General features: G+C 73.7%; 18 protein-coding genes. 14 read left to right on the top strand and 4 right to left on the bottom strand.

Annotated features, from left to right (window positions below; all coding sequences use genetic code 11):
* Positions 1-11: 11 nt before the first annotated feature.
* From dnaJ to AB3388_RS25975, 3 genes are read left to right on the top strand one after another with little or no spacing between them, the layout of a single operon-like run.
* Positions 12-1223, top strand: coding sequence for a molecular chaperone DnaJ (dnaJ, locus tag AB3388_RS25985; protein ID WP_495408220.1), 1212 nt, complete (start codon positions 12-14; stop codon positions 1221-1223).
* Positions 1220-1678 carry a heat shock protein transcriptional repressor HspR gene (locus AB3388_RS25980; RefSeq protein WP_495408219.1) on the top strand — a complete coding sequence of 153 codons (459 nt, stop codon included), beginning with the start codon at positions 1220-1222 and terminating at the stop codon, positions 1676-1678. The genes dnaJ and AB3388_RS25980 overlap by 4 nt, the downstream gene beginning before the upstream one ends.
* Positions 1675-2148: a MarR family winged helix-turn-helix transcriptional regulator gene (locus tag AB3388_RS25975; protein WP_495408218.1), complete on the top strand. Its 474-nt coding sequence runs from the start codon at positions 1675-1677 to the stop codon at positions 2146-2148. The genes AB3388_RS25980 and AB3388_RS25975 overlap by 4 nt, the downstream gene beginning before the upstream one ends.
* Here AB3388_RS25975 and AB3388_RS25970 read toward each other — a convergent pair.
* Positions 2145-3839 (bottom strand): L-lactate permease, encoded by a 1695-nt coding sequence (locus tag AB3388_RS25970; RefSeq protein ID WP_495408217.1) that lies wholly within the window; start codon positions 3837-3839, stop codon positions 2145-2147. The genes AB3388_RS25975 and AB3388_RS25970 overlap by 4 nt on opposite strands.
* Before the next feature lie 368 nt (positions 3840-4207).
* Between AB3388_RS25970 and AB3388_RS25965 the strand changes: the two genes are divergently transcribed.
* Both AB3388_RS25965 and AB3388_RS25960 read left to right on the top strand, forming a co-directional pair.
* Positions 4208-4681, top strand: a complete 474-nt coding sequence (locus AB3388_RS25965) for a MarR family winged helix-turn-helix transcriptional regulator (RefSeq protein WP_495408216.1) — start codon at positions 4208-4210, stop codon at positions 4679-4681.
* A gap of 33 nt (positions 4682-4714) precedes the next feature.
* On the top strand, positions 4715-6361 hold the full coding sequence (locus AB3388_RS25960) for an MFS transporter (RefSeq protein WP_495408215.1): 1647 nt from the start codon (positions 4715-4717) through the stop codon (positions 6359-6361).
* A gap of 66 nt (positions 6362-6427) precedes the next feature.
* Here AB3388_RS25960 and AB3388_RS25955 read toward each other — a convergent pair whose 3' ends face one another.
* Together AB3388_RS25955 and AB3388_RS25950 are read right to left on the bottom strand one after the other, a co-directional pair.
* On the bottom strand, positions 6428-6865 hold the full coding sequence (locus tag AB3388_RS25955) for an OsmC family peroxiredoxin (protein WP_495408214.1): 438 nt from the start codon (positions 6863-6865) through the stop codon (positions 6428-6430).
* Positions 6866-6951: 86 nt separating this feature from the next.
* Positions 6952-7407, bottom strand: coding sequence for a MarR family winged helix-turn-helix transcriptional regulator (locus AB3388_RS25950; RefSeq protein ID WP_495408213.1), 456 nt, complete (start codon positions 7405-7407; stop codon positions 6952-6954).
* Between the two features lie 223 nt (positions 7408-7630).
* On the opposite strand from AB3388_RS25950, the gene clpB reads away from it, so the two are divergent.
* The 6 genes from clpB to pyrE all read left to right on the top strand — a co-directional run bounded on the left by clpB (position 7631) and on the right by pyrE (position 14626).
* Positions 7631-10219, top strand: a complete 2589-nt coding sequence (clpB, locus tag AB3388_RS25945; protein WP_495408212.1) for an ATP-dependent chaperone ClpB — start codon at positions 7631-7633, stop codon at positions 10217-10219.
* Between the two features lie 104 nt (positions 10220-10323).
* On the top strand, positions 10324-10752 hold the full coding sequence (locus AB3388_RS25940) for a hypothetical protein (RefSeq protein ID WP_495408211.1): 429 nt from the start codon (positions 10324-10326) through the stop codon (positions 10750-10752).
* A 94-nt stretch (positions 10753-10846) separates the two neighbouring features.
* Complete coding sequence (locus AB3388_RS25935) at positions 10847-11551, top strand: hypothetical protein (RefSeq protein ID WP_495408210.1); 705 nt, start codon at positions 10847-10849, stop codon at positions 11549-11551.
* A gap of 57 nt (positions 11552-11608) precedes the next feature.
* A complete protein-coding gene (locus AB3388_RS25930; RefSeq protein ID WP_495408209.1) occupies positions 11609-13276 on the top strand; it encodes a molybdopterin-dependent oxidoreductase in 1668 nt (555 codons plus the stop codon).
* A 56-nt stretch (positions 13277-13332) separates the two neighbouring features.
* Complete coding sequence (locus AB3388_RS25925; RefSeq protein ID WP_495408208.1) at positions 13333-13998, top strand: fasciclin domain-containing protein; 666 nt, start codon at positions 13333-13335, stop codon at positions 13996-13998.
* A gap of 139 nt (positions 13999-14137) precedes the next feature.
* Positions 14138-14626 carry an orotate phosphoribosyltransferase gene (gene pyrE, locus AB3388_RS25920; protein ID WP_495408207.1) on the top strand — a complete coding sequence of 163 codons (489 nt, stop codon included), beginning with the start codon at positions 14138-14140 and terminating at the stop codon, positions 14624-14626.
* A 4-nt stretch (positions 14627-14630) separates the two neighbouring features.
* Here pyrE and AB3388_RS25915 read toward each other — a convergent pair whose 3' ends face one another.
* A complete protein-coding gene (locus AB3388_RS25915) occupies positions 14631-15263 on the bottom strand; it encodes a DedA family protein (RefSeq protein WP_495408206.1) in 633 nt (210 codons plus the stop codon).
* A gap of 112 nt (positions 15264-15375) precedes the next feature.
* Here AB3388_RS25915 and AB3388_RS25910 point away from each other — a divergent pair, with 112 nt between their 5' ends.
* From AB3388_RS25910 to AB3388_RS25900, 3 genes are read left to right on the top strand one after another with little or no spacing between them, the layout of a single operon-like run.
* On the top strand, positions 15376-15636 hold the full coding sequence (locus AB3388_RS25910; RefSeq protein WP_495408205.1) for a hypothetical protein: 261 nt from the start codon (positions 15376-15378) through the stop codon (positions 15634-15636).
* Between the two features lie 13 nt (positions 15637-15649).
* Positions 15650-17005 carry an FAD-dependent oxidoreductase gene (locus AB3388_RS25905; RefSeq protein WP_495408204.1) on the top strand — a complete coding sequence of 452 codons (1356 nt, stop codon included), beginning with the start codon at positions 15650-15652 and terminating at the stop codon, positions 17003-17005.
* A complete protein-coding gene (locus AB3388_RS25900; protein ID WP_495408203.1) occupies positions 17005-17583 on the top strand; it encodes a pentapeptide repeat-containing protein in 579 nt (192 codons plus the stop codon). Before AB3388_RS25905 ends, AB3388_RS25900 begins: the two co-directional genes overlap by 1 nt.
* The last annotated feature ends 44 nt before the right edge of the window (positions 17584-17627 follow it).

Raw genomic sequence — 17627 nt, 5'->3', positions numbered from 1 at the left:
GGGGGCGTCCGATGAGCACCCGGGACTTCATCGAGAAGGACTACTACGCCGCGCTGGGCGTCCCGAAGGACGCCGACGCCGCGGCGATCAAGAAGGCCTACCGCAAGCTGGCCCGCGACCTGCACCCGGACAAGAACCCGAACAACGCCGAGGCGGAGGAGAAGTTCAAAGAGGTCTCCGAGGCCTACGACGTGCTCTCCGACGAGAAGCGGCGCGCCGAGTACGACGAGGCGCGCCGCCTCTTCGGGGCCGGCGCCGGCGGGGCCGGGGGCTTCCCCGGCGGGTTCGGGGGCGGCGGCGGTGGGTTCCCCGGCGGCGGGCAGCCCTTCGACCTCGGCGACCTGCTGGGGCAGACCGGCGGCAGCCGGGCCGGCGGCCTCGGCGACCTGTTCGGTGGGCTGTTCGGCGGTGGCGGGGGCACGGGCGGCGCCCGCGCCCGCAGCCAGGCGGCCTCCGGGCCGGCCCGCGGTCAGGACGTCGAGACCGAGGCGACCCTCTCCTTCGACGAGGCCGTCCTCGGGGTCACCGTGCCGTTGCGGATGCAGAGCCCGGGCTCCTGCCCGACCTGCGCCGGCACCGGCGCGAAGCCCGGCACCAGCCCGCACACCTGCCCGGTGTGCCAGGGCGCCGGCGTGACCAGCCGCAGCCAGGGCGCGTTCGCGTTCTCCGAGCCGTGCCGCAACTGCCGCGGCACCGGCACGGTGATCGACGACCCGTGCCCGACCTGCGCCGGCAGCGGGATCACCACCCAGAGCCGCACGATCACCGTGCGGATCCCGGCCGGGGTCAAGGACGGGCAGCGCATCCGGCTGCCCGGCAAGGGTGCACCCGGTCGCCGCGGCGGGCCGGCCGGTGACCTGTTCGTCGTCGTCCACGTGACCGGCCACGAGCTCTTCGGCCGCAAGGGCGACGACCTCACGCTGACCGTGCCGGTCAGCTTCGCCGAGGCCACCCTGGGCACGACGCTCACGGTCCCGACCCTCGACGGCAGCGTCTCGCTCAAGGTGCCGCCGGGCACCTCCAGCGGCCGCACGCTGCGGGTCCGCGGCCGGGGCGTGCCCGGCAAGGGCCGAGCCGGCGACCTGCTGGTCACCGTCGACGTCGCCGTCCCGGCCAAGCTGAGCGCTGCCCAGCGCAAGGCGGTCGAGGCGCTGGCCGAGGAGCTGCACGAGGACCCGCGGCCGCAGATCACCGCCGCCGTCCGGAGCGGGGGCCCGCGATGAGCGCGCCGACCGACCGGTCGCCGCAGGAGGCGGCGCGGGCGGTGTCCGAGGACGCGCCGGTCTTCGTCATCTCGGTCGCCGCCGAGCTCGCCGGCATGCACGCCCAGACGCTGCGTCAGTACGACCGGCTGGGGCTGGTCCGCCCCGGGCGCACGCCCGGGGGCGGCCGCCGCTACAGCCCGCGCGACGTCGCCCTCCTGCGCGAGGTCCAGCGGCTCTCCCAGGAGGACGGCGTCAACCTCGCCGGGATCAAGCGGATCATCGAGCTGGAGTCGCGGGTGGACGCGCTGCAGGCCCGCGTGCACGAGCTCCTCGACGAGCTCGAGCTCTCCGAGCAGCGCCGGATGGCCGCCGAGGCCGCGCTCGCCGCGGGCTACGGGTACGGCGGAGACCTCGTTCCCATGCGACCCTCGACCTCAGCCCTTGTCGTCTGGCGACCACGGGAGGATCGGTGACCGACACCGACGGGGACACCCATCAGGCCTTCGTACGGCTCGAGCGGGAGATCGGGCTGCTGCTGCGGCGGTCGCGGGCGATCTCCGCGCGGCTGGCCGCCGAGGTGCACCCGGACCTGGACGGCGCGGCCTACGGGCTGCTCGCCCTGCTCCAGGACGCCGGCCCGCTGCGGGCCAGCGACCTGGTCGCCCGCCTCGGGCTGGACAAGAGCACGGTGAGCCGGCAGGTCTCCGCCCTGGTCACCCTGGGCCTGGTGGACCGGACGGCCGATCCGGAGGACGGCCGGGCGCAGATGCTGACGCCGTCCCCGGAGGGGGCCGCGCGCATGGCGAAGATCCGTGACGCGCGCCGCGCCCGGTGGGAGGCCGACCTCGGCCACTGGCCGCAGAACGACGTCGCCACGCTCGGCGAGCTGCTGGGCCGGCTCAACCGGCTCGGCGAGGCGCGCGACGCGCAGGACCGCTCCTAGGGCACCATCCAGCCGAGCACCGGGGTGGCCTGCAGCACCACGAGCAGGCACATGAGGGCCAGCAGCGCCAGGCTCCAGCCGAACACCTTGCGGAACAGGTCGCCCTCGCGGCCGGCCATCCCCACCGCGGCGGCCGCGATGGCGAGGTTCTGCGGGCTCACCATCTTCCCGAGCACACCGCCGGAGGAGTTGGCCGCGGCGAGCAGCAGCTGGTCCAGCCCCGCGCCGGCCGCGGTCTGCACCTGCAGCGCGCCGAACAGCGCGTTCGACGAGGTGTCCGAGCCGGTGACCGCCACCCCGATCCAGCCGAGGATGGGGGAGAGGACCGTGAAGAAGGCCCCGGTCTGGGCCAGCGCCGCGCCGAGCGTGGAGGTCTGGCCGGACTGGTTCATGACGTAGGCCAGCGCCAGCACCGCCATGACCGTGACGATGGCCCACCGCAGCTCGTAGTAGGTGCGCCCGTAGACCCGCAGCGCCCGCCCGGGGGAGATCCGCAGCACGATCGCGGTGAGGATGCCGGAGATGATCATCAACGTGCCGGCCGCCGCCAGCCAGTTGAACGTGAACGTCGTCGACGCCAGCGGCTCGTCCGAGCCGGGCGCGGCCACGTGCAGCCCCGGCCACGCGAAGGCGTAGCTCCACGGCTTCTCGGCCAGTGCCGCCTTCACCGGCCCCAGGTTGGCCACGGCGAAGACCAGGATGATGATCCCGTAGGGCGCGTACGCCTTGATCACCTCGGCGCGGGTGTCCGGCACCACCGGCTCGTCGGCCGGCGCGCCGACGCCGGCACCGGCGCCTCCGCCGGCCGCCCGCCCGCCCCGCCCGGGCGGCCCGGCCATCGCCGCCGCCGGCGCGGCGACCGGTCGCCGCGCGCGCACGACCAGGACCACGGCCGCAGCGGAGACCAGCGCAGCGATGATGTCGGTGAGCGGCACGGAGACGTAGTTCGAGGCGACGAACTGGGCCAGGCCGAAGGTGACGCCTGCGGTCAGCGCGGGCACCCACGTCTCGCGCAGCCCCCGCCGTCCGTCGACGACCAGCACCAGCACCAGCGGCACGACCGCCGCCAGGATCGGCGTCTGCCGGCCGACCATCGAGCCGAGCGTGTCGACGTCGAGCCGCGGGTCGTCGCTGACGCCGGAGGTCACGGTCGCCAGCGTCACGATCGGGGTCGCCAGCGCGCCGAAGGCCACCGGCGCGGTGTTGGCGATGAGCGAGACCGCGGCCGCCTTCATCGGCTGGAAGCCCAGGGCCATGAGCATGACGACGGTGATCGCGACGGGCGTCCCGAACCCGGCGAGCGCCTCCAGCAGCGCGCCGAAGCAGAAGGCCACGATGACCGCCTGGATCCGGGTGTCGGGACTGACCTTCTCGAACGACCGGCGCAGGACGTCGAAGTGCCCGGTCTCGACCGTGAGGTTGTAGACCCAGATCGCGTTGATGACGATCCACAGGATCGGGAAGAACCCGAAGGCCGCGCCCTCGGTGGCCGACAGCACCGCCTGCCCCACCGGCATGGTGAAGGCGAGGACCGCGACGAGGATCGCGGCCAGCAGCGAGATCACGCCCGCCAGCCAGGCCTTGAGCTTGAGCACGCCCAGCAGCACGAAGAGCGTGACCAGCGGGACGGCGGCGACCAGGGCGGAGAGCCAAAGCGACCCGGCTACCGGGTCCTGCACCTGCTCGAACATGCGGCTTCCCCTTCTCGGAGTGAGGGCCGGCTCAGGCGGCGGTCACCGGCAGCCCCGGCCGTCGGGTTGCCGGTGCGGTGGAGTGAGACGCAGGCGTGCGGCGTCGTCCCCCCGCAGGCCGGTCGTCTCCGGCCCGCGCACCCCCTCGACCGTGCCCATCTGCGGCTCCTCGGCGAGTTCCGTCGCGCTGTACGCGTGCGAATAGTTGCTGTTTTCCAAGCGCGGCGGAAGTGGTTCCTTGCGGAAACCAGTGACGCGGGTCACGTGCGGTCACGGAGGAACACGCCGGGCAGGGTCTTGGTTGTTTACAGCAACCAACCTGATATATGGTTGCACTCTGCATCCACCGCTCGTCCGAGGACGTTCCCATGCCCGTCACGCCCGCCACCTGTGAGCGGATCACCTCGAGCCTGTCGCAGCTCGTCCGCGCCGGCCGCCACCTGAGCAGCCGGGTCGCGAGCCAGCTCTACGGCGACCTGCCGTCGTTCGGCTGGGCGCTGCTCGTGCCGCTCGAATCCGACGGGGAGCAGCGGCTGAGCGCGCTCGCCGCCCGCGTGGGCGTGGACGTCTCGGTGGTCAGCCGCCAGGTGGCCGCGCTCGAGCGCGCCGGCCACGTGGAGCGCCGTCCCGACCCGCACGACGGGCGGGCGAGCCTCATCGCCCTGACGCCCGCCGGCCGGGCCGCGCTGGCCGCGACCCGCGCCGAGCGCACCGACTGGGCCGCCGGCGCACTCGCCGCCTGGGACGAGCGGGACGCCGCTCGGCTCGGCGAGCTGCTCGAGCGGCTCCTCACCGACATCGAGGCGGCGACGCCGCCCGCTCCGGCCGCGATCGCCGGCTGATTTTTCGTAACGCCCACTGATCAGGAGAACTTGTTGACCACCGTCGAAGCGCCGGCCCGCGCCGGCATCGCCCCCGCCGAGCAGCAGGGGCAGATGACGCACCGCCAGATCCTGGAGGCGCTCTCCGGGATGATGCTGGCGATGTTCGTGGCGTTCCTGTCCTCGACCGTCGTCTCGAACGCCCTGCCGACGATCATCACCGACCTGCGCGGCACCCAGGGGCAGTACACCTGGGTCGTCACCGCGACCCTGCTCGCGTCGACCGCGTCGACGCCGATCTGGGGCAAGCTCTCCGATCTGTTCAGCAAGAAGCTGCTCATCCAGATCTCGATCGTCGTGTTCATCACCGGCTCGATGCTGGCCGGCCTGGCGCACTCCGCCGAGACGCTCATCGCCTGGCGCGTGCTCCAGGGCCTGGGGCTCGGCGGCCTGCAGGCGCTGGTGCAGATCGCGATGGCGGCGATGATCAGCCCGCGCGAGCGGGGTCGGTACTCCGGCCTGCTCGGCAGCACGATGGCCGTGGCCACCGTGGGCGGCCCGCTGCTCGGCGGCGTGCTGGTCGACACCAGCTGGCTGGGCTGGCGCTGGTGCTTCTACGTGGGCGTGCCCTTCGCCGCCGTCGCCCTCGTCCTGCTGCAGCGGACCCTGCACCTGCCGGTCACCAAGCGGAAGGTGTCGATCGACTACCTGGGCGCCACGTTCCTGACCGCCGGCGTCGCCGGGCTGCTCATCTGGGTCACCCTGGCCGGCGACAGCTTCGCCTGGCTCTCCGCCGAGTCCGCCTGGTTCGTCGGGGGCAGTGTCGCCGCGATCGTCGCCTTCCTCGTCACCGAGCTGCGCGCGGCCGAGCCGATCGTGCCGCTGCGGCTCTTCCGCGACCGGACGACGGCCCTGGCGATCATCGCCAGCGTCGCGGTCGGCGTCGCGATGTTCGGCTCGTCGGTGTTCCTCGGCCAGTACCTGCAGATCTCCCGCGGCTACTCGCCGACGGCGGCCGGCCTGCTCACCGTCCCCATGGTCGGCGGGATGCTGGCGTCCTCCACGATCTCCGGCATCCTGATCACCCGGTCCGGCCGGTGGAAGCGGTTCCTGGTCGCGGGCTCGATCCTCGTCGTCACGGGCTTCGCGCTGCTGTCGGTGCTCGACCACCGGACGCCCATGGTGCTGCTCGGTGTCTTCCTGTTCGTCCTCGGCGTCGGCATCGGCATGACCATGCAGAACCTGGTCCTGGCCGTGCAGAACACCGTCGCGGCGACCGACCTCGGTGCGGCCAGCTCCGCGGTGGCCTTCTTCCGCAGCCTGGGCGGCACGATCGGCGTCTCGGTGCTGGGCGCGGTGCTGAGCACCCACGTCGGCGAGCTCATCCGCGCCGGTCTGGCCGGCACCCCGTACGCGGCGGCCGCCGCCTCGGGCTCGGGCAGCGTCGGCCTGGCCGACCTCGCCGACGCCCCGCCGGCCCTGCAGCAGCTGATCCGCGTCTCCTACGGCGACGCGACCGGCCGGATCTTCCTGATCTCCGCCGTCGTCTCGGCGGTCGCGGTGCTCGCGATCGTCTGCATCCGCGAGGTGGCCCTGCGCACGCAGAGCGGTGAGCAGCGGCTGCGCGCGGAGCGGAGCCCCGCCGACGACGTCGACGAGGAGCTGGCGGCTCTCGGCGAGGTGGCCCCCGCCCGCGCCTGACGCCGTTCCCGACCTTTCGGCGCGGAAAGTCCCAGGATCCCAGGGACTTTCCGCGCCGAAAGTCCCTCACTCCAGAGCGGCGTCCAGGGTGATCTCGTCGACGGCCGCGAGCGCCTTGCTCACCGGGCAGCCGACCTTGGCGGCCTGCGCGGCCTGCTGGAACCCGTCGGCGTCCAGCCCCTCGACCTCGCCGCGGACGGTGAGCTTGATCGTGGTGATGTGCGGCGCGCCGTCCTTCTGGCCGAGGGTCACGTCGGCGGTCACCTCGAGCGACTGGGGCGTGCCGCCCGCCTTGCCGATCTCGTTGGACAGCGCCATGGCGTAGCAGGAGGAGTGCGCCGCGGCGATGAGCTCCTCGGGGCTGGTCGTGCCCCCGGCGTCCTCGGCGGCGCGCTTGGGGAAGTTCACCTCGAAGGTGCCGACCTTCGAGCTGGACAGCTCGACCTGGCCGCCCCCTTCCTGCAGCGTGCCGTTCCACGCGGTCCGTGCGGTACGGGTGGGCATGGATCCCCTCCAGGGGCCGGGGCCGACCCGGGCTGGATCGGCGCGTACGGGGGCCGCCTACCCGACCAGGTGGTGCGAAACCGTCCTCAGCAGACTGCTTCGCCGCTGTTCACCCGGTCGACCAGCAGGCGCAGGCGTTGCTTGAGGTCGTCGAACTCGCCGGTGTCGAAGCCGATCGCGCCGATCATCGCCTCGGAGATCGGCAGCGCCTTCTCGCGCAGCGCGCGTCCGGCGTCGGTCAGCGCGATGCTCACCGACCGCTCGTCCTCGACCCGGCGGTGGCGCGTCACCAGCCCGGCCGCGGTGAGCCGCTTGAGCAGGGGCGAGAGCGTGCCGCTGTCGAGCGCGAGCTTGGCGCCGAGCTGGCCGACGGTCTGGTTGTCGTCCTCCCAGAGCAGCATCATGACCAGGTACTGCGGATAGGTCAGCCCGAGCTCGTCGAGCATGGGGCGGTACCGCGCGGTGACGGCGCGGGAGGCGGCATAGAGCGCGAAGCACAGCTGGTCGTCGAGGACCACGCTCGGAGCCGGCAGGCGGGTCATGTCGTGATCGTACGGGCAGCCGGGTAGCGCGTTATCACCTCGTGTGCCAGGGACCTTCGTCAGGGATCGCGGGCCGGGTCCCGCGCGCGCCGCCGGAGCTGCGACACTTCCGTCAGGTTGAGCGGAACAGACTCAACCTTGTCGTCGTTGGACCGCACGACAGACCACCGGCCGAGCATCCGGCCGCCCCTTCGATCGGCCCGAGAGGACACAGCGCGAGGCCATGGCACAGAGCAAGCTCACCACCCGTTCCCAGGAGGCCATCGCCGCCGCCCAGCGGCTCGCCGTCGAGCGCGGTCAGGCCGACCTGCAGCCCCTGCACCTGCTCGCCGCCCTGCTGGAGCAGTCCGACGGCATCGCCGCGCCGCTGTTGAAGGCGGTCGGTGCCGAGCCGGCGGACGTGCGGGCCAAGACCGAGGCGGCGCTCAAGCGCCTGCCCAGCGTCACCGGCGCCACCGTCCCGGCGCCCTCGCCGTCCCGTGAGCTGCTCCGCGTGCTGAACCTGGCCTCGGAGCAGGCGAGCGCGCTCGGCGACGAGTACGTGTCCACCGAGCACCTGCTGGTCGGGCTGGCCGACTCCGACGGCGAGGCCGGCACGGTGCTGACCAGCTCCGGCGCGACCCGCGACGCGCTGCTGGCCGCCTTCCGCACCGTCCGCGGCAGCCGCAAGGTCACCAGCCCCGACCCGGAGAACACCTTCCAGGCGCTGGAGAAGTACGCCGTCGACCTGACCGAGCGCGCCCGCGAGGGCAAGATCGACCCGGTCATCGGCCGCGACACCGAGATCCGCCGCGTCGTGCAGGTGCTGTCCCGGCGCACCAAGAACAACCCGGTCCTCATCGGCGAGCCCGGCGTCGGCAAGACGGCGATCGTCGAGGGCCTGGCCCAGCGGATCGTGGCCGGCGACGTCCCCGAAAGTCTCAAGGGCAAGCGGCTCATGGCGCTCGACCTGGGCGCGATGGTGGCCGGCGCGAAGTACCGCGGTGAGTTCGAGGAGCGGCTCAAGGCCGTGCTCCAGGAGATCACCGAGGCCGAGGGCCAGATCATCACCTTCATCGACGAGCTGCACACGATCGTCGGGGCCGGCGCGGCCGGCGACTCCGCCATGGACGCCGGCAACATGATCAAGCCGATGCTGGCCCGTGGCGAGCTGCGGATGGTCGGCGCGACAACGCTCGACGAGTACCGCGAGCACATCGAGAAGGACGCGGCGCTCGAGCGCCGGTTCCAGCAGGTGCTGGTCGGCGAGCCGAGCGTCGAGGACACCATCGGCATCCTCCGCGGACTCAAGGAGCGCTACGAGGTGCACCACGGCGTCCGGATCACCGACGCCGCGATCGTGGCCGCCGCGACGCTGTCCGACCGGTACGTCACCGCACGGTTCCTCCCCGACAAGGCGATCGACCTGGTCGACGAGGCGGCCAGCCGGCTGCGCATGGAGATCGACAGCCGGCCGGTCGAGATCGACGAGGTCGAGCGCGCCGTCCGCCGCATGGAGATCGAGGAGATGGCGCTGGCCAAGGAGGACGACGCGTCCTCCCTCGAGCGGCTGGCCGCCCTGCGCGAGGACCTCGCCGACCGCCGGCAGCAGCTCGACGAGCTGACCGCCCGATGGCAGCAGGACAAGAGCGCGATCACCCGGATCCAGCAGATCAAGGAGGAGCTGGAGCGGCTGCGGCAGGAGGCCGAGCGGGCCGAGCGGGACGGCGAGCTCGCCCGCGTGGCCGAGCTGCGCTACGGCCGGCTCCCGCAGCTGGAGAGGGCGCTGACCGAGGCCGAGGCCGCCGCCGAGGACGCCTCCATGCTCAAGGAGGAGGTCTCCGCCGACGACATCGCCGAGGTCGTGCAGGCCTGGACCGGCATCCCCGCCGGCCGGCTGCTCGAGGGCGAGACGCAGAAGCTGCTGCGGATGGAGGACGAGCTCGGCAGGCGCGTCGTCGGCCAGCCCGACGCCGTCCGCGCGGTCTCCGACGCCGTGCGCCGGGCCCGCTCCGGCGTCGCCGACCCCGACCGGCCCACCGGCTCGTTCCTGTTCCTCGGCCCCACCGGTGTCGGCAAGACCGAGCTGGCCAAGGCGCTGGCGGAGTTCCTGTTCGACGACGAGCGGGCGATGGTCCGCATCGACATGAGCGAGTACTCCGAGAAGCACTCGGTCGCCCGGCTGGTCGGTGCCCCTCCGGGCTACGTCGGCTACGAGGCCGGCGGCCAGCTCACCGAGGCGGTGCGGCGCCGTCCGTACACCGTCGTCCTGCTCGACGAGGTGGAGAAGGCGCACCCGGACGTGTTCGACGTCCTGCTGCAGGTGCTCGACGACGGCCGGCTGACCGACGGCCAGGGCCGGACGGTGGACTTCCGCAACACCATCCTGATCCTGACGTCGAACCTCGGCTCGCAGCTCATCGCCGACCAGTCGGTCGCCGAGGAGCGGCGCCGCGAGGCGGTCATGGAGGTCGTGCGCGCGCACTTCAAGCCGGAGTTCCTCAACCGGCTGGACGACGTCGTGGTCTTCCGGGCGCTGGGCAGCGAGGAGCTGGCCGGCATCGTCGACATCCAGGTGGCCGTGCTGGCCCGCCGGCTGGCGGCCCGCCGCCTGGACCTGCAGGTCACCGATGCGGCCCGCGAGTGGCTGGCGCTCAACGGGTTCGACCCGGTCTACGGCGCCCGTCCGCTGCGGCGGCTGGTGCAGTCGGCGATCGGCGACCAGCTCGCCAAGGCGCTGCTGGCCGGTGACATCCGGGACGGCGACGACGTGGTCGTCGACGCCGCGGACGACTTCGCCGGTGAGGCGGGACTGACCGTCCGCCGCGGCTGAACCCATCGCACGAGCCCGCCCGATCCACCCGGATCCGGCGGGCTCGTCGCGTTCCTGTGGAAAGCCGCAGCAGGGAGAGCCTCGGCCTACCTAGCGTGCCGCCCATGTCCTCGGCTCTGTGGTGGCGGCGCGTGGACGCCGCGCGCTGGATGTACCGGCTGCTCGTCCTCCAGACGGTCCTGCTCGCCTGGACGACGGCGGGGATGCTGTACCTGGGCTTCTTCTCCGGCGTCTTCGGCCGCGCCCTGCTGGCCGCGCTCGTCCCCGGCGCGCTCACCGCGCTCTCGGCGTGGGTCGCCGGCGCCTGGGCCCGGGAGCGGCCGTGGTCGTGGTGGGTGGAGTTCGTGCTCGGCCTCGCGGGTGTGGCGCACCTGGCGGTCTCGCTGATGGACGGTCGCCTCTCCGCCGGCGACGGGATGGAGATCGCCCTCGCGGTCGTCTGCTGGGCGCTGCTGCTCCATCCCGACAGCCGGGCCCGGATCCAACGGCCGGCGATCCCGTCACGCCCGCCGAGCTGGCGGGTGCGGCGCTGAATCGCCACCGACACGCACCCACGGGTGTGGCCGACCGATCCGTGGGTCCACCATGATCGGCGACGCCAGCGGACGCATGCGCAGGGGAGTGGACATGACATCAGGGCAGGGCGGGTCGGGCGAGCCGCCGACGGGGCGCCCCGGCGACGGCCCCGGCCAGGACCCGGGGCAGCAAGGCTGGCAGGCGCCGCCACCGCCGCCCCAGGGCTATCCGGCGCCACCGCCGTCGCTCCAGGGCTATCCGGCGGCACCGCCGTCGCAGGGCTACCCCGCCGCGCCGGGCTACGGCCAGTCGGGCGGCTGGTCCGACCCGTCGGCGCCGAAGCCGGTCGACCGCCCGGTCACGGTGCGTGCCGGCATCGGGGCCTTCATGGCCAACCTGATCCTCGGGGTCATCGGCACGATCGTGACCTTCACGATGCTCGACGACCTGATCGACCGGGCGCTGGCCGACGCGGGCGCCAGCTCGGGCGACGTCACGCAGGACACCATCCGCGCGGCGATCATCGTCGGCGCGGTCATCGGCCTGGTGCTGGTCGGCCTCGAGGCGATGTTCCTCTGGTTCGCCTGGAACGGCCGCAACTGGGCCCGCATCGTGCTCTGGGTCATCGGCGGTTTCGGGATCGTGAGCGGGCTGTTCGCCGTGTTCGGGGGCACCTCGACGTCGGGCTTCCTCGACACGCTCGCCGTCATCCAGTTCCTGCTGGTCCTCGCCGGGGTGATCCTGCTGGCGCTGGCGCCGTCCAACGAGTGGTACCGCTACCGGAGCTGGCTGCGGGCCACCGGGCAGGGCCGCTGACCGGCCTCCGCCGGTCTCCGCGATGAACCGACCCGGGATCCGGCCCGAACGACGGTCGTGACCGCCACCGAGCAGACCCCGGCCGCTCCGGCCGCCGTCCCACCGGCACCCGGCGCCGGGCGGCGACTGGAGCGCCGGGTGCTCGCGGCGCTCGCCGGCCTCCTGGCGGCTGCGGTGGCCCTCGGCGTGGCGCAGCTGGTCGCGGGGCTCGTCCGTCCCGCCTCCTCACCGGTGATCGCCGTCGGCGACGCGGTCGTCACGATGACGCCGGAGGCGGTCAAGCGGTTCGCCATCCGCACCTTCGGCGAGAACGACAAGACCGCGCTCGTCGTCGGGACGCTGGTCCTGATCGCCCTCGCCGCGATGGTGCTGGGCGTCCTCGCCCTGCGCTCGCGGCGGACCGGCGTGCTGGGCATCGCGCTGTTCGGCGTCGTCGGGACGGTCGCCGCGCTGACCCGTCCTGCCGGCGGGATCACCGACGCGCTGCCCTCCGTGGCCGCCGCCGTGGCGGGGGTCGTGGCCCTGCAGGCGCTGCTGCGGCCCCTGACCGTGCCGGCCCCGCCGCCCGCTCCCGGCTGGTCGCCCGCCGACGAGCGGGTCGCCGACCGGCTGCGCGCCGCGCTCGGCTCGGGCGACCGCAAGGGCGCCGGGCTGGACCGCCGCCGCTTCTTCGTCACCAGTGGCATCGCCCTGGGCGCCGCCGCGCTCACCGGCGGCGGAGGCCAGCTGCTGCGCCGGCGGTTCGACGTCGCCGGCGACCGCTCGGAGCTGGCCCTGCCGACGCCGGCCTCGCCGGCCCGCCGGCTGCCGCGGGGGGCCGACCTCTCCGGTGAGGTCGAGGGGCTGAGCCCGCTGTTCACCCCGGCCGGCGAGTTCTACCGGGTCGACACCGCCCTCACCGTGCCGCAGATCCGCCCCGCCGCGTACCGGCTGACGCTGTCCGGCATGTTCGACATGGCCCGCAGCTACACGCTCGAGGACCTGTTCGGCCGCGGCGACCTGATCGAGCGGGACGTCACCCTCACCTGCGTGTCCAACGAGGTCGGCGGCCCCCTGGCCGGGACGGCGCGGTGGACCGGCGTGCCGCTCGGCGCCCTCCTCCGGGAGAACGGCGTCCGGGCGGACTCCACGCAGCTGCTCTGCCGCTCCGTCGACGGCATGACGATCGGGGCGCCGACCCGCGCCGCCCTCGACACCAAGGACGCCATGCTCGCCTTCGGGATGGACGGCGAGCCGCTGCCGGTCGAGCACGGCTTCCCGGTGCGCATGGTCATCCCGGGGCTGTACGGCTACGTCTCCGCCTGCAAGTGGCTGACCGCGATCGAGGCGAGCACCTTCGAGGCGGTCGACGCGTACTGGGTGCGCCGCGGCTGGGCGGTCGAGGGGCCGATCAAGACCGGCGCGCGCATCGACACCCCGCGCCCGCTGCGGCCGCTGCGGCCCGGCCGGGTGCCGATCGCCGGCGTGGCCTGGGCCCAGGGACGCGGGATCTCCCGCGTCGAGGTGCAGGTCGACGACGGCGAGTGGACGGCGGCGCAGCTCTCCCCCGCGGTCGACGCCGACATCTGGCGGCAGTGGGTCCTGCCGTACGACTTCGCCCGTGGCGCGCACCGGATCGCCGTGCGGGCCACCGACGGCGACGGCCGCCTGCAGCCCGAGGAACGGGCCAGCCCCTTCCCGGACGGCGCGAGCGGCTGGCACTCGGTCCAGGTATTCGTCAGCTGACCCGAACCGGCGTGGCCTCGTCCCCGGCCGCGCGGACCCGACAGGAGCACTCTTCCGTGAACAGCACGACCCTCGCCCGCGGCGCCTGCCTCACCGCCGTCACCACGCTGGCCCTCACGCTGAGCGCCTGCGGCGCGGACTCGGACAGCGCCTCCGGCGCGGGCAGCAGCCCCGCGCCGAGCAGCTCCGCGGCGGCCGAGAGCAGCAGCCCGGCGGACGACGGGCAGCCCTTCGGGGCCGGCTGCGCGCAGGTGCCGGCCGACGGCCCGGGCAGTTTCGAGGGCATGAGCACCGCGCCGGTGGCCGGCGCGGCGAGCGCCAACCCGGTGCTCTCGACGTTCGTGCAGGCGGTGGGCGCGGCCGGCCTCGTGGACTCGCTGAACAGCCAGGAGGACGTCACCGTCCTCGCGCCGGCGAACGCGGCGTTCGAGGCGCTCCCGGCCGACCAGCGCAACGCCGTCCTGGCCGACGTGCCGCGGCTGACCGCGGTGCTGACCCACCACGTGCTGCAGGGCCGGCTCTCGCCCGGTGAGCTCGCCGGCGAGCAGACGACGCTGAACAACGACACGGTGACCATCGAAGGGGCGGGGGAGAACTTCACGATCTCCGGCGACCAGACCCTCACCGGGCAACCGGCGACGGTCGTCTGCGGCAACGTGCAGACCGCCAACGCCACCGTCTACATCATCGACCAGGTGCTCGAGCCGCAGTCCGCCGGCTGAGCGGCCTCTCAGTAGGGTCGGGAGCCATGGACAAGGACCCCGTTCCCCCCACCCCTCGTCCCTCGGGGCGGGCCCCTGGAACGGGGCCGGCCTGCCCGATCGTGACCGCCTGCTCGAGCTGATCGTCGAGCTGGCGGTCGTGCACGGGAAGGTGACGCTCTCCTCCGGGCGCGAGGCCGACTGGTACATCGACATGCGCCGGCTGACGCTGCACCACGAGGGCGCGCCGCTGGTCGGCCGGGTGATGCGTCAGCTCACCCGCGATCTGCGCTACGACGTCGTCGGCGGGCTCACCCTCGGCGCCGACCCGGTCGCGACGGCCATGCTGCACGCCGCGGCCGACGGCGAGGGGTTCCTCGACGCGTGCGTCGTCCGCAAGGCCGGCAAGGCGCACGGGCTGCAGCGCCGGATCGAGGGCCCGGACGTCGAGGGCCGCGCGGTGCTCGTGGTCGAGGACGTGTCGACCACGGGCGGCAGCCCGCTGACCGCCGCCGAGGCGCTGCAGGACGCCGGTGCGGAGGTGATCGCGGTCGCGGTCATCGTCGACCGCGGTGGCCGGGCCGCCGTCGAGCAGGCCGGCTTCGAGTACCGGGCCGCCTTCGAGCTGGCCGACCTCGGCCTCGCCTGACGCTTCAGGCGGAGGTGTTCGCCTTCTGGTTCTTGCGGCGGGCGCGCAGCAGCTCGAGCGCCATGGGGATGACGGAGACGACGACGATCAGGAGGGCGATCAGCTCGATGTGGTCGCTGATGAACTTCACCTGGCCGAGCCAGTAGCCCAGGGCAGTGATGCCGGCGCCCCAGAGGACGCCGCCGATGACGCTGTAGAGGGCGTAGACGCGGAAGTTCATCCGCGACGCGCCGGCCATCACGGTGGCGAAGGTGCGCACGATCGGCACGAAGCGGGCCAGCACGATGGTGCGGGCGCCGTACTTCTCGAAGAAGCTGTGCGCCTTCTCGACGTACTCGGCCTTGAACAGGCGGGAGTCCGGCTTGTTGAAGATCGCGGGCCCGGCCCGGTAGCCGATCCAGTACCCGACCAGATTGCCGGCGATCGCCGCGACGGGGACGACGATCAGCAGCAGCCACAGCGGCACGAAGCGGACGCCGGTCAGCCCGCCCGCCGCGACCAGCCCGGCCACGAACAGCAGCGAGTCGCCCGGCAGGAAGAAGCCGATCAGCAGGCCGCACTCGGCGAACACGATGAGCAGCAGCCCGAGCAACCCGAACGTCGTGATCAGGTGCTGAGGATCGAGGAAGGAACCCACGGGCACCAACGGTACGGACCGATCCTGTCCGGCGCCTGGGACGAATCGCCGTCTCTGGGCCCTACGGTGTGCGAGTGACGACGGCGACGCAGGTCGACGAGGGGCGCTGAGCGTGCCGGGCCGCGGACGGTGGGGCTCGTTCGTCTCCGACCCGGCGTCGGAGCACCTGCTGCACGAGGCCGGCAACCCCGCCCACCGCTGCCGGGTGGAGCACGACGCCGCCACGCTGCTGGTGCACCTCTCCGGCGAGGACGGCGACGGCTGGACCACCCTGGCCGTCGACCGGGCGACCCGCCGCTGGGCGGTCGCGCAGGCGCCCACCCAGCTGGGGGCCGCCAGCGCCGCGGTGGAGCAGCTGCGGGCCGGGCAGTGACACCCTGTCGGCCATGAGCGGTGCCCGGAAGCGGCTGGTGGTGATCGGCGGTGACGCCGCGGGCCTGTCGGCAGCGGCGCAGGCCCGGCGGCTGCGCTCGCCGGAGGAGCTGCAGATCGTCGTCCTCGAGCAAGGGCCGGAGGCGTCCTACTCCGCCTGCGGCATCCCCTACTGGGTGGGCGACCTGGTGCCCGACCGCGACCGGCTGATCGCGCGCACGCCCGCCGACTTCGCCGCCCAGGACATCGCGCTGCGCACCGGCACCCGCGCCGACGAGATCGACCTCGACGCCGGCACCGTCACCGCCGCGGGCGAGCGGCTCGGCTACGACGCGCTCGTCGTCGCGACCGGTGGCCGGCCGCTGCGGCCGCAGGTGCCCGGGCTGGACGCCGACGGCGTGCACGGGGTGCACCGCCTGGCCGACGGCGCGGCGATCCGGGCCGCCGTCGCCGCGGGCGCCCGGCGCGCCGTGGTGCTCGGCGGCGGCTACATCGGGCTGGAGATGGCCGAGGTGCTGCAGCTGCGGGGGCTGTCCGTGACCGTCGTCCTGGCCGATCCGCTGCCGATGGCCCAGCTGGACGCCGACATGGGCGAGCGGGTCTGCAAGGCCATGGGGGACATGGGCATCGACGTGCAGACCGAGCAGCCCGCGCGCGAGATCGAGACCGACGCCGACGGAGTGGTGGCGGCCGTGCGCACCGACGCCGGCCGGTACCCGGCCGACCTCGTCGTCCTCGGGCTGGGCATGGGCCCGGAGGTGGAGCTGGCGAAGGCGGCCGGCCTGCAGCTGGGCAGCACCGGTGCGGTCGACGTCGACCGCACCCAGCGCAGCCGCTCGCACCCTGAGGTCTTCGCCGCCGGTGACTGCGCGCAGACCTTCTCCCGGATCACCGGCGAGCCGGCGCACATCGCGCTGGGCACGCACGCCAACAAGCAGGGCCGGGTGGCCGGCTCGGTGATCGGCGGCCGGGCGGCGCGCTTCGCCGGGGTGCTGGGCACCGCGATGACCAAGGTCGGCGACCTCGAGGTGGCCCGCACCGGGCTGTGCACCACCCAGGCCGAGCAGGCCGGGTTCGCGATCACCGCCGAGACGATCGAGGGCACGACCCGGGCCGGCTACTACCCGGGTGCGGCCCCGATGGCGGTCAAGGTGCTCACCGAGCGCGGGTCCGGGCTGCTGCTGGGCGCGCAGATCGTCGGCGGTCCCGGCAGCGGCAAGCGCATCGACGTCCTCGCGACGGCGATCTGGGCCGGGCTGACCGCGGAGGAGCTGTCCGGGTCCGATCTCTCCTACGCCCCGCCGTTCTCGCCGGTCTACGACCCGGTCATCGTCGCCGCGCGGGTCGTCAGCCGCGTGGAGCACGGCTGATGGCCGAGGTCCGCGGCGCCGACTGGTACGGCGAGGACATCTCGGGCCGGGAGTACGCCGGGACGGCGTTCAGCGGCGTCGACCTCTCCGAGGTCACCGACGACGGCGCCGTCTTCACCGACTGCACCTTCCACGACTGCCGGTTCAACGGCTCGCGGCACACCGAGGCCGCGTTCACGGGGTGCACGTTCACCGGCTGCTCGTTCTTCGAGGCCGAGTTCGACAACTGCAAGCTCGTCGGCAGCCGGTTCGACCGCTGCTCGTTCGGGCTGCTCACCGTCACCGGCGGGGACTGGTCGTTCGTGGGCCTCGCCGCAGCCGAGCTGACCAAGGTCCGGCTCACCGGCGTCCGGATGCGCGAGGCCGACCTCACCGCGGCCCGCTGCGCCGGCGCCGTCCTCAGGGACGTCGACCTCTCCGGCGCCGAGCTGCACGGGGCCGACCTGTCCGCCGCGGACCTGCGCGGATCGGACCTCACGGCGCTCGACCCGGCGGACGTCGAGCTCCGCGGGGCCACCGTGGACCTCGCCCAGGCCGTCGTCCTGGTGACCGCGCTGGGGCTGAAGGTCGAGGCCTGACCGGGGGAGTGCCGCAGGGCGCCCCCCGCACGGAATACTGGCGC

This window comes from Geodermatophilus sp. SMS 5-13 (assembly GCF_059428245.1).
The sequence above is the reverse complement of the archived record's forward strand: the minus strand, read 5'-3'. Positions and strand labels throughout refer to the sequence as shown.

Coding starts and splice junctions, on each gene's coding strand:
- AB3388_RS25970 (WP_495408217.1), bottom strand. CDS start 3,839: ATGTTCGAGCAGGTGCAGGACCCGGTAGCCGGGTCGCTTTGGCTCTCC.
- AB3388_RS25940 (WP_495408211.1), top strand. CDS start 10,324: ATGTCCTCGGCTCTGTGGTGGCGGCGCGTGGACGCCGCGCGCTGGATG.
- AB3388_RS25950 (WP_495408213.1), bottom strand. CDS start 7,407: ATGACCCGCCTGCCGGCTCCGAGCGTGGTCCTCGACGACCAGCTGTGC.
- AB3388_RS25900 (WP_495408203.1), top strand. CDS start 17,005: ATGGCCGAGGTCCGCGGCGCCGACTGGTACGGCGAGGACATCTCGGGC.
- AB3388_RS25980 (WP_495408219.1), top strand. CDS start 1,220: ATGAGCGCGCCGACCGACCGGTCGCCGCAGGAGGCGGCGCGGGCGGTG.
- AB3388_RS25955 (WP_495408214.1), bottom strand. CDS start 6,865: ATGCCCACCCGTACCGCACGGACCGCGTGGAACGGCACGCTGCAGGAA.
- clpB (WP_495408212.1), top strand. CDS start 7,631: ATGGCACAGAGCAAGCTCACCACCCGTTCCCAGGAGGCCATCGCCGCC.
- dnaJ (WP_495408220.1), top strand. CDS start 12: ATGAGCACCCGGGACTTCATCGAGAAGGACTACTACGCCGCGCTGGGC.
- AB3388_RS25965 (WP_495408216.1), top strand. CDS start 4,208: ATGCCCGTCACGCCCGCCACCTGTGAGCGGATCACCTCGAGCCTGTCG.
- AB3388_RS25905 (WP_495408204.1), top strand. CDS start 15,650: ATGAGCGGTGCCCGGAAGCGGCTGGTGGTGATCGGCGGTGACGCCGCG.
- AB3388_RS25935 (WP_495408210.1), top strand. CDS start 10,847: ATGACATCAGGGCAGGGCGGGTCGGGCGAGCCGCCGACGGGGCGCCCC.